Origin of the sequence: Exilibacterium tricleocarpae, assembly GCF_007004655.1 — a bacterium.
GTDB lineage: Bacteria > Pseudomonadota > Gammaproteobacteria > Pseudomonadales > Cellvibrionaceae > Exilibacterium > Exilibacterium tricleocarpae.
Window position 1 is genome coordinate 1 of sequence record NZ_ML660129.1, and the last position, 9,786, is coordinate 9,786.

General features: G+C 54.5%; 3 protein-coding genes. All 3 read right to left on the minus strand.

Going from position 1 to position 9,786, the window contains the following annotated elements; translation table 11 throughout:
• Positions 1 to 2,226: type I polyketide synthase (locus FKG94_RS28165; protein WP_142930287.1), on the minus strand; the 2,226-nt coding region annotated here is incomplete at its 3' end.
• On the minus strand, positions 2,223 to 7,448 hold the full coding sequence (locus FKG94_RS28170) for an SDR family NAD(P)-dependent oxidoreductase (protein ID WP_142930288.1): 5,226 nt from the start codon (positions 7,446 to 7,448) through the stop codon (positions 2,223 to 2,225). The genes FKG94_RS28170 and FKG94_RS28165, both read right to left, overlap by 4 nt.
• Positions 7,449 to 7,663: 215 nt before the next feature.
• Positions 7,664 to 9,786, minus strand: a 2,123-nt coding sequence (locus tag FKG94_RS28175; protein WP_142930289.1) for a beta-ketoacyl reductase, incomplete at its 5' end; no start/stop codon positions are given.

The window sequence follows — 9,786 nt, forward strand, 5'->3', positions numbered from 1 at the left end:
TGCCAGCGCCTGCACCCGGTGTCCATCGGCTGCCAAACGGGCCATCACCCGCTCAACGGCCGCCGGTGCGCCCGACACCACCGTATTGTGCGGGCCGTTGTACGCGGCGATGGCGATCTCTGTTGCCGGCTCGTCCGCCAACGCTTCGCGCACCACCGCCACGTCAGCCAATACCGCCGCCATCCGGCCCGCCGGTGTCTGCGCCTGCATCAGCCGCCCGCGCGCGGCAATCAGCCGCAGGCCATCGGCCAGGCTGAACACCCCGGCCAGGCACGCCGCCACATATTCACCCACGCTGTGGCCCAACAGCAGCGCCGGCTCCACACCCCACGCCCGCCACTGCTGTGCCAGGCTGTAGGAAAACGCAAATAATGCCGGTTGGGTATAACAGGTCTCGTCCAGGCGATCGCCGGCCTCACCCCACAGCAGGGTGGTCAGCGGCAGGTCCAGTTCGTCGGCCAAGAGGTCGGCGCAGCGATCGATCTCGGCGCGAAACACCGGTTCCTGTTGATAGAGTTGTTTCCCCATGCCCGCATACTGGGAACCCTGGCCGCTGCACAGCCACGCGACTTTCAACGACGAGGCCGGCGCAGTCGGTAACTCGGCCTGCGATAACGCATCATGCAATTGCACTGCGGTCGTGCCGGTCACCGCGAGCCGGTAGGGAAAATGGCTGCGGCCCGTCTCGGCGGTGTAGCAGAGATCGCCGATCGCCGGCTCCGGTGTCTCCTGCAGGAAAGTCAGATAGCGCTCGCGCAACGCCGCCAGGGCGGCGGGACTTTTTGCGGAGACACACAACACGGCCGGTTCGCGGGGCGGATATTGCGCCGCCGGCCGCTCGCGCGGCGGCGCCTGTTCCAGGATCGCATGGGCCAGCGTGCCGCCAAAGCCAAAAGAACTGATACCTGCGCGGCAAGGGCGATCGCCGGACCAATCCACAGTTTTGGTAACGACTTCGAGGCAAGAACTGTCCCAGTCAAAGCGCGAGGTTGGTTGCGAAAAATGAATATTGGGCGGAATTTGACAATATTTGAACGAAAGCAAGACCTTCACTAACCCCGCCAAGCCCGCCGCCGCTTCGAGATGCCCTATATTCGATTTAACGGAACCCAACCACAAAGGTTTCTTGCGGTCGGCAAAAACCGCTTGTAAAGCATCCAACTCTATCGGGTCGCCCAGGGCTGTGCCCGTTCCATGGGCCTCGATATAATCAATATCATCTTGGCCCAGGGAGGCTTGCTTAAGTGCGAGGTTGATCAGTGCCTGCTGTGCCAGCCCGTTGGGCACCGACAAACCACTGCTGGCACCATCGTGTTTCACAACAGAGGAAACCAGGTGCGCTAATACCGGGTCACCTTGAGCCTGCGCATCAGCAGTTCGCCGCAACACCACAACAACACAGCCCTCTCCCCTCCCATAACCATCAGCGTCTTCATCAAACGATTTACTCACTCCCACGGGGGACAGTGCATGGGCGCTGTCCATAATTTCCGTCATTGCCGGTAGTAAAATCAGGTTAACGCCGGCCACGACAGCCAAATCGCATTCGTACCGCTGTAAGCTCTGCTCAGCCAAATGTAGGGCGACTAACGAAGACGAGCAGTTGGTATCCAAACCGATAGACGGACCGTTAAAGTCAAAGCTGTGGGATATTCTCCCCGCTGCCACGCCCATGCTGTTGCCGAGTGGGGTGAAAGCGCTTAGTGACTGCGTTGCCTGCATACTCGCGTGCAGATAGTCCTGATTCATCATGCCTACGAAGACCCCCACCTTACCGCCACGCAGGGATTCCGGATCGATACCGGCGTCCTCCAGTGCTCGCCAAGTCTCCTGCAAGAGCAAGCGGTGCTGGGGGTCCATGCTAACGGCTTCTACGGCAGGTATATTGAAAAACCCCGCATCAAATCGATAGGCATTTTCAATAAAGGCAGCATGACTGACCTGGGTGTCGGCAGCCTCGGCCGAGGTATCCAAATCCACTTTCCAGCGGTCGGCGGGTACCGGCCCCGCACAATTGGCGCCGGTCTGCAGCAGCCTCCAAAACGTTTGCCAGCTATCGCCGCCATTCGGCATGGAGCAGCTCATACCGATAATAGAGGTAGTGACCTGATTGCTTTTTAACGCTTGGTTCTCACTCTTTAATGCTTTTATTCGCACTAAAGCCCTGTTCAATAGTGCTTCGTATTTCTGTTCATCAGCGAACGAAGCCGTTGTTTTATCAGTCATGACCAGCTCTCCAGTTCGCTCTCCAACTCGCGGGCAACGCTGTCAATTGTTCGGGTTTTGGGTAGGTTAGCGGTATCGTTGCTCTCTACGGCTGCCTCATGCGGGGCACTGTCAGCTCTTTTACCGTCTACAGTACCCGACAGATACTTGGCCAACTTTTCAACCTTGGGATAATTGAAGATCACCGAGGAACTGACTTTCACCTTTAACTGCAATTCCAGTGTCTTCCTGAATTCCAGCACCATCAGGGAGTCCATTCCCATATCGAAAAAGCCTGAATCTTTTTCTTTTACGCTATCGACATCCATTCGCAAAATCCCGGCTACGGTCGTGTAGAGAAATTCTGAGATCAAATCTAGCGCACTATCCCTATTGGCAAGCGCAAGCTGGTCAGTCAACAGACCGGTGTCTTTGGTGACGACTCCCCCTTCATTGAGATGGGAAAAAATAGGCCTGTCCGCTTTCGGCAGACTGGCCAGTAGCTTGTTTGTATCTATATCCGCCACAATAGTTTTGCCGGGACTGGCCTCCATTAGCTCAAAGAGCATTGCCAGGGCCCGCTCCGCACCAATGCCCCTGACCCCCTTGCCAGCCAATCGCTCCCTGTGACTCTCTGACAGACGTGCAGCCATACCCGCTTCCAGCCAGGGGCCCCAGTTGACAGATAGCATACGGATATCGCTCCTTTTAAACATATCGCTCAAGGCATCCAAAAAACCGTTGGCTGCGGCGTAAGCGCCCTGACCCGGCGCGCCTATGGCGGAGGCGAGCGAGGAGAAACAAATCAAATTGCGCACTGCCGGCAATTGGTCGAGCAACCTTATCAAGGATGAGCACTTCACAGATGTCTGGCGCATAACGGATGCTTTCGATATATTTTCAAAAAGTGCATCGTCGAGATATCCGGCCAGGTGAAATAGACTGTCGACTTCACTTTTCTGCGTACCGAGAGTTTTCAGAAAACGGTTTATCGACTTCTGACAAGACAGGTCAACCGTGTGATAAGTCGCTGTAACGCCGAGGTCGTTAATCTGCTTAAGAAGCTGGGTGACGGCAAGATCAGGCTTCCTCTTTCCCAAAAGTATTAAAGCGCTCGCCTTCTCCACGCTGGCCAGCCACAGGGCTAACTGCCGGCCGATAGCGCCCGACGCGCCGGTAACTATGCAGTTTTTTACAGCAGTTTTACTTATCGGGCCTGCGGCTCCGGATGGCCACTCGGCCGCCGAGACAACCGTTTCAACCTTGCGCGTCAGCAACTGGCGGTTTCTGTAAATGAACTCCGCCTCCGGCCTGCTTAACGCAACCCCCAGCGCTTCGGCTGTACTTTTACCGAAGCGGTATTGGTCTTCAGCCAGAATAACCTTACACCCGATCGTTTCATGCTCCTGGCGAAAACACCTGAGCGCAGCCACCAGCATCTGATTGAGAACGGCGTAGTCACTGCGCGATGAATCCAGCAGTGCCAAGAAGCAAACCTGGTACCCTGAGCGCTCTTTTGCAACAAAATATTGACATAGCTCAAACAGCGCGCAAAGCTCGTAAAAACTGTCCCATGGATCTTCCGAACTCAACGTCCTTCCCGGTATTACCCAGGTGAACGACAATGTAGAACCAGGTTCCTTCTCTTGCAGCAGCTTATCTATAGACTCCGGTAAATGGTCACCCCCCCGGGCGCTAGCTGAATAAGCAGTAGCATCCTCACCGGGTTCAACCGCCACGCCGTCAGTCAGACACTGCGACTGTGCGATATAGTGACTTAGGCCATTGCCCGTCTCATTCCCATCAACTTTGGAGTGAATCACTAGCCAATGATCCCGATCAACCAGCGTCGCTTCTCGCTGGCTGCCCGGCTGCTCGACAGGGATCGGGCGCCACGCCTCTCGATACACAAGTGGACCAACGCCGAGACTCCGCTCAATACTCAGGCTGCTAATCGCGCGCAATGCAAAGCCCTCTATACTTATACAGAGCTGATTTTTTTCGTTGTATATTTCCAGGTCGGCTAACACGGATTGACTGGCGCTTGCAATCGTTTCGCCCGGTAAAATGCTGGCTTTACACCAAAAAAATTCATTTTTTCGGCTGGACTGGTGGAACCTGAGAGATTTAAGGCTAAAGGGAATCAGTATTTTTTCTTTGCCGAAATCCAGTTCAGGCCAGCTCCCAACCACTTGCAGCAGTGAATCAAGGACACCGGGGTTAATCTCCCAAGCACCTATCTCGGCGGCGGTTGCCGGCTGCAGGACCTTTCTGACTATTACGTTTCCACGTTGCCAACCATCGCTGACATATTTAAAACGCGGCCCTAAAGTATAGCCCTTCTCTGAAAAGCCCTGATAAAATTCATTCCCAGGGCTCGACATAGCAAAGTCTTTTTCAATACTCTCCAGATCCAAATCGATATCAGCACTGCTTTTTTTGTCCTCTCGGAAAGTGATTTTTCCGCAACAGTGCTCAATATAGAACTCTTCATCAGTGCCTCTGCTCTTGAAAAACACCGCCGCATCAGCACTATCCCTCGCACTGACATCAACAATAAACTCTCTCTCCTCACTATCATTCAATACAAGCGCTTGTTTAAACTCGAAATTATCCAGATAAAAACTTTCCACCGGTTGGTTACTGTTAATTATTTCGCAGATTAATGACATATAGAATGAGGCGGGCACAACGATATGACCAAACAGCCGGTGATCATCCAATAGTTGGGGCATTTTTCCGCTGATAGTAAACTGGTAAGTCTCGCCGGCGGCCCCTGCGTCCGTCCTTAAGATGCGCAGGCCACCAACATCGAGATAGGCGGCACTTTTTTTCGAGTTGAAAACCGGCCCACCATCCAGCCAGTGCCTTTTTCGGTGGTAAGGGTATGTGGGACAAGTGACAGTCTTACAGCCCTGGTCGTAAAGCTCTTGCCAGTTTATCTCAAAACCCTCCACATACAGTTTTCCCAACCAGGCCAGGATCGACTTTGAGTCCGCCAAGCTCGAAATATCCACACAACCTTGGTCGCCGGCAGCCTGGGCACCATCTAACTGTTTTTGGCTGTCTGTGATACTGTCGAAAAATCTCTTCCCAACAGTTAGATTTTGCCCTTCAGGGTGCTTCTCAAAGTAGGCTAACGAAACGCGATCCTGCAGCCGAAAGCTGATTAGGCTTTCAGTGTCCAAATCCGGCTTTAGCAGAACATCCAGAATCCGGGCCGCATCGACGTCACAGATAACGCTTATCGCCGACAACTGGGCGGAGCCATAAGCAGCAACCCTTTTATCTCCCAGTCCCGGCACCACAGTGTACAACCACCGCAGCAGGGTGGCTTGCAGTAGAAACTGGACAGCCACTTTGACGTCTGCAGCAACATCCATACCCCTCTCAATCAACAGTTGAGACAACATCCGGTAATCACTAAAACCTAACCGGGAAAAGTTTGCACTATGTCCCTGCAAAAAGTATTTGAACGATGAAAAGTGATTAACCAAATCCAGCACCTGAATCAGGCCGCTGAGACTTAACTCCGTCAACTTAACATATGGCTTAACGGAATTTTTATGATTCTCAACGTCCGATGCTATAAGCCCCACCGCTTTCTGTAAGGATTTCGCCATTTCACTATGACTGCAACCTACCGCAGAGATACGACAGGAGTAGTGATTTTTTCTGAAATTCGTTGTGTAACAAATCTGGCTTAGATCAAGCTTGGCGCCATCACCTTGCAAAAAGTCAATATAGTTTTCAGCTAACGCTTTTAAAGAATCTTCATTTTTCGCACTCAAGGCGATAATGTTGTCAATTTCTTTTTTACCACTTTCATAGTGATGAGATTTATCGACCCACTCCTCCAGTACAACATGGGCATTAATACCGCTAAAACCAAAAGAGCTAACCGCACACGCTCGCTTTTTTTCACCCGCATCCCAACGGCCGGTTTCTTTCGGAATACAAATGTCTTCACCTGCCAAGGTCACATTGGGGTTGCGGGTGAAAAAATTGGGTTGTACAGGGATGGTCTTATTGCGCAGGCAGAGCACCAGCTTTACCAATCCGGCGATACCGGCGGCCGCTTCTGCATGGCCGATATTGGCCTTTACCGAACCGACATAAAGCGCTTTTTTCCGCCCCACCTTGCCATAAACGCCATTTATCGCATGCAATTCTATCGGGTCTCCCAGCGCTGTGCCGGTGCCATGGGCCTCAACCAGGTCGATATCCTCAGGTTTTAGTCCGGCATCCCGCAGCGCGGCTTCGATAGCCACTTGTTGCGCCTTTTGGCTGGGTGCGGTAATACTGGCGCTCCTGCCGTTGTGGGACATCGAAGAGCCTCGAATAACGGCAAGGACATTGTCTCTGTTTTCTAGAGCGCGCGTCAGCTTTTTCAAGATCAGGATGCCGCAACCTTCCGCTCTTACATAACCATCGGCGGCTGCGTCGAAGGTGTGACAACGGCCGCTGGGCGACAGCATCTTTGCGTTTGCCAGTGCGGTAAAATTGGCCGGGTCGAGCAGGATATTGACACCGCCGGCGACCGCCACCGCGCATTCATCGTTCCTGAGACTTTTTATTGCCGTGTGAACAGCGACGAGTGAGGAAGAACAGGCCGTATCAATAGCCATTGCCGGACCATGAGTTCCAAGCAAATAGGCCACCCGGCCGGGAACCATATTGAGCACATTCCCTGAAGCGATATAACCTGTATCTTCCTTTTTTGCATACTGGCGACAAAACTGCATGTATTCATTGGCCGCAACACCGAGGAAAATGCCATAGTTTTTTCCCTTGCACTCGGAGCTGGCGATACCGGCGTTTTCCAGGGCGGTCCACACTTCTTCCAGCACAACACGCTGCTGGGGGTCCATAGTTTCAGCTTCCCGCGGCGATATGCCAAAAAAGTCCGCGTCGAAATAATCTACATTATCGATAAGCCCGGCACTCATGGTATAGCTTTTGTTTACATCACCTTCACCGCCGATATAACGGTCAACATCCCAGCGCTGGTACGGATAGTCGTTTATTGCGATAGAACCGCTGTCAACCAGTTCCCAGAACGCCTCAGGTGAATTTGCAAACCCTGGAAAACGACAGGACATGCCGATAATTGCTATATCCTTGCCCTGTTCCTCTGAAGCGGCCGCACTCCGGGTCACTCCCATATCTTTTGAGTACTCGTAGAGCATAGCGACAAGCTGCTTTTTTGACAGTTTCTCCAATCGTTGAATAATATCGCTCATCGATAAAACTCCTTTAAAAACCTTAATGCGGCCGTTAAATAAAAATCAGTCAAATCCGGTGCTATACTTTTATCTAATGTCTTTCGAACCAGCGCATAATCATCTCATAGTGCTGCGACCAGAAAATACTTTCACCTCGGTGGCACTTAGGTCTCGATCCGGGTCGATTACGGACACCAAACCCGTTTGGGTGAAAAGATTTACTGGTCAGAGTACTAGTTACCACTAAGCACATTCTCAACTTCGGTTTCATTCATTTTTTCGACTTTAGCCAGAGCTTCCATAAATGAAGGCGGCGCCGGCGCATCGGATTGATCACTCTCGTCGACCAAACCGCTTATCAGAAATTCACTCATTTCGTTTATCGTGGGGCAATCAAAAACAATCGTCGCGGCTATTTTTTTGGAGAACTGCTTTTCCAGTATGCCTTTCAGGTGAATCGCCAGTATTGAATCGATACCCGCCTCCCGCAAGGGTGCGTCGCCCTTGATCTGTGCTTGCGAGTCCATCTCCAACAGCTCGACACAGATCGCGGTCAAATACGCTCTCACATAGTTTCGCGCTGCATCGGCGTCCATGGCGGCAATCCGCGCCGCTACGGTTTCGCTCTGTTCAGGCGTCGCAGTCAAAGCGCCCTCCCGCTCCCCGGCACGCAAAAGCCTAAATAGGGGTCGCGCGCCGTGTGGATCAAAAACTGGGATAAACTTGGACCAGTCGACAGATAAAGCGATGGAGCGGCCCGGGTTGTGGGCTAAGATATGTTCCAGCGCTTGGATACCCTTAGCCATCGAAATAGGATTCAGGCCCATAGATTCCGCTTTCTCGGCGTAGTGCCCGGCCGCCATGCCGGCGTCTCCCCAGGGGCCCCACTGAATGGCATGGCCGCAGAGTTTTTTGCTTCTGCGCCAATCCACCAACGCATTGGCACACTCGTTAGCCGCCGCGTAGTGCGCCATCCCGGCCGCACCCCAAACCGCGGCAATCGATGAAAAGACCACAAACAATTCAAGCTGATGAACGCCGGCTGTCGTCAAGGCCTGATGCAGGCGCCAACACCCCAACATCTTGGCAGCGGATACGGCGCGAAACCCGGCCAGATTCATAGCGGCGACGGCAGTCGGCCGGTTGCTTCCCGCGAGGTGAAAAACACCTCGAATAGGGCGGTCCGCCACCCACTTGTCCAGTAGCGCCTGCGCCGCACTATCCTGCAGGTCCACGACCCCGACCGAAATATCAATACCTTCGGCAATCCAGGTATTAATTTGGTCTCGAGCCGTGAGCTGCGCTTTCGACAAAGTGTCTAAGGATGGATCTAAGATATCGGTGCGGGCAATCAAGACTATCGACTCCGCCCCCTGCTCGATAAGCCACTGGGCGACGGCCATACCAAGCGCACCGGTACCGCCGGTAATCAGGTAACATCCCGTGGACTTGATCAACACCGGCTTTGCGTCTGGGTCAGAGGCCAGTTTTTGCATAGAGGGCACCAACACCGACTCGCCCCGCAGCGCTACGCAGTCACCCGGCAGCCTGCGACACAGCGACCACCCCAACTGCTCGCCTGCCGCCTCGACAGAACCGCCGGCCAGGTCCACACTGACACTGTGCAACTCCGGGTGCTCCGTCGCAATCACTTTCGCCATCCCCACCACCGGCGCCTGACTGACCGAAACCGCCGCACCCGCCTCCACTCCTTGCGCATCCCGGGTCACAATATACAGCGGCGCGCTCGCCTCCCGGGCCGCCGGGCGCTGCAACAACGCCTGCACCAGGTGCAGCAGGCCGCCGCAACTCAGCGCTTCATCCGCCTGCAAACGCTCGCCGTCGAGTTGATCGTTCGCCGTGCAGTCCAGCGCCCAGGCGTAGACAATACCGGCGTATGGCGGCCGCTCGGCCAGCAGCCGTTCAAACGCCGCCGGCTGCGTCGGATCGATATCGCCGCCGGCCATCACACAATCGGCAACCAGCCCTTGTTGGCCCAAAGCATCGACACCATGGGCCGCAATCCCCCCGCAGTCGCACAACACCAGCCAACGACCCTGCACCGCCCGCTCCGCGTGTGCCGCCTGCGGCTGCCAGTCCACCCGGTAAAACCAGTCGGCCACCACATCGGCAGGCGCCAGTTCCGCTTCCACCGTGTGGCCTTTCAGCCAGTGCTTTTTGCCCTGGAACGGATAGGTCGGCACACTGATACGCTGGCAGCCGCGCCCGGCATAGTACGCCGCCCAGTCCGGCTGGCCGCCCGCCGCGTAGTACCCCGCCACCGCCTCACTCAAGCTTGCACCCGCATCGCTACCGCGCACCAGACTCGGCAACCAGGCCCGCGCCTCCACACCGC

Excerpts from the sequence above, each read along its gene's own strand:
- FKG94_RS28170 (WP_142930288.1), bottom strand. The coding sequence starts at position 7,448 with ATGAGCGATATTATTCAACGATTGGAGAAACTGTCAAAAAAGCAGCTT.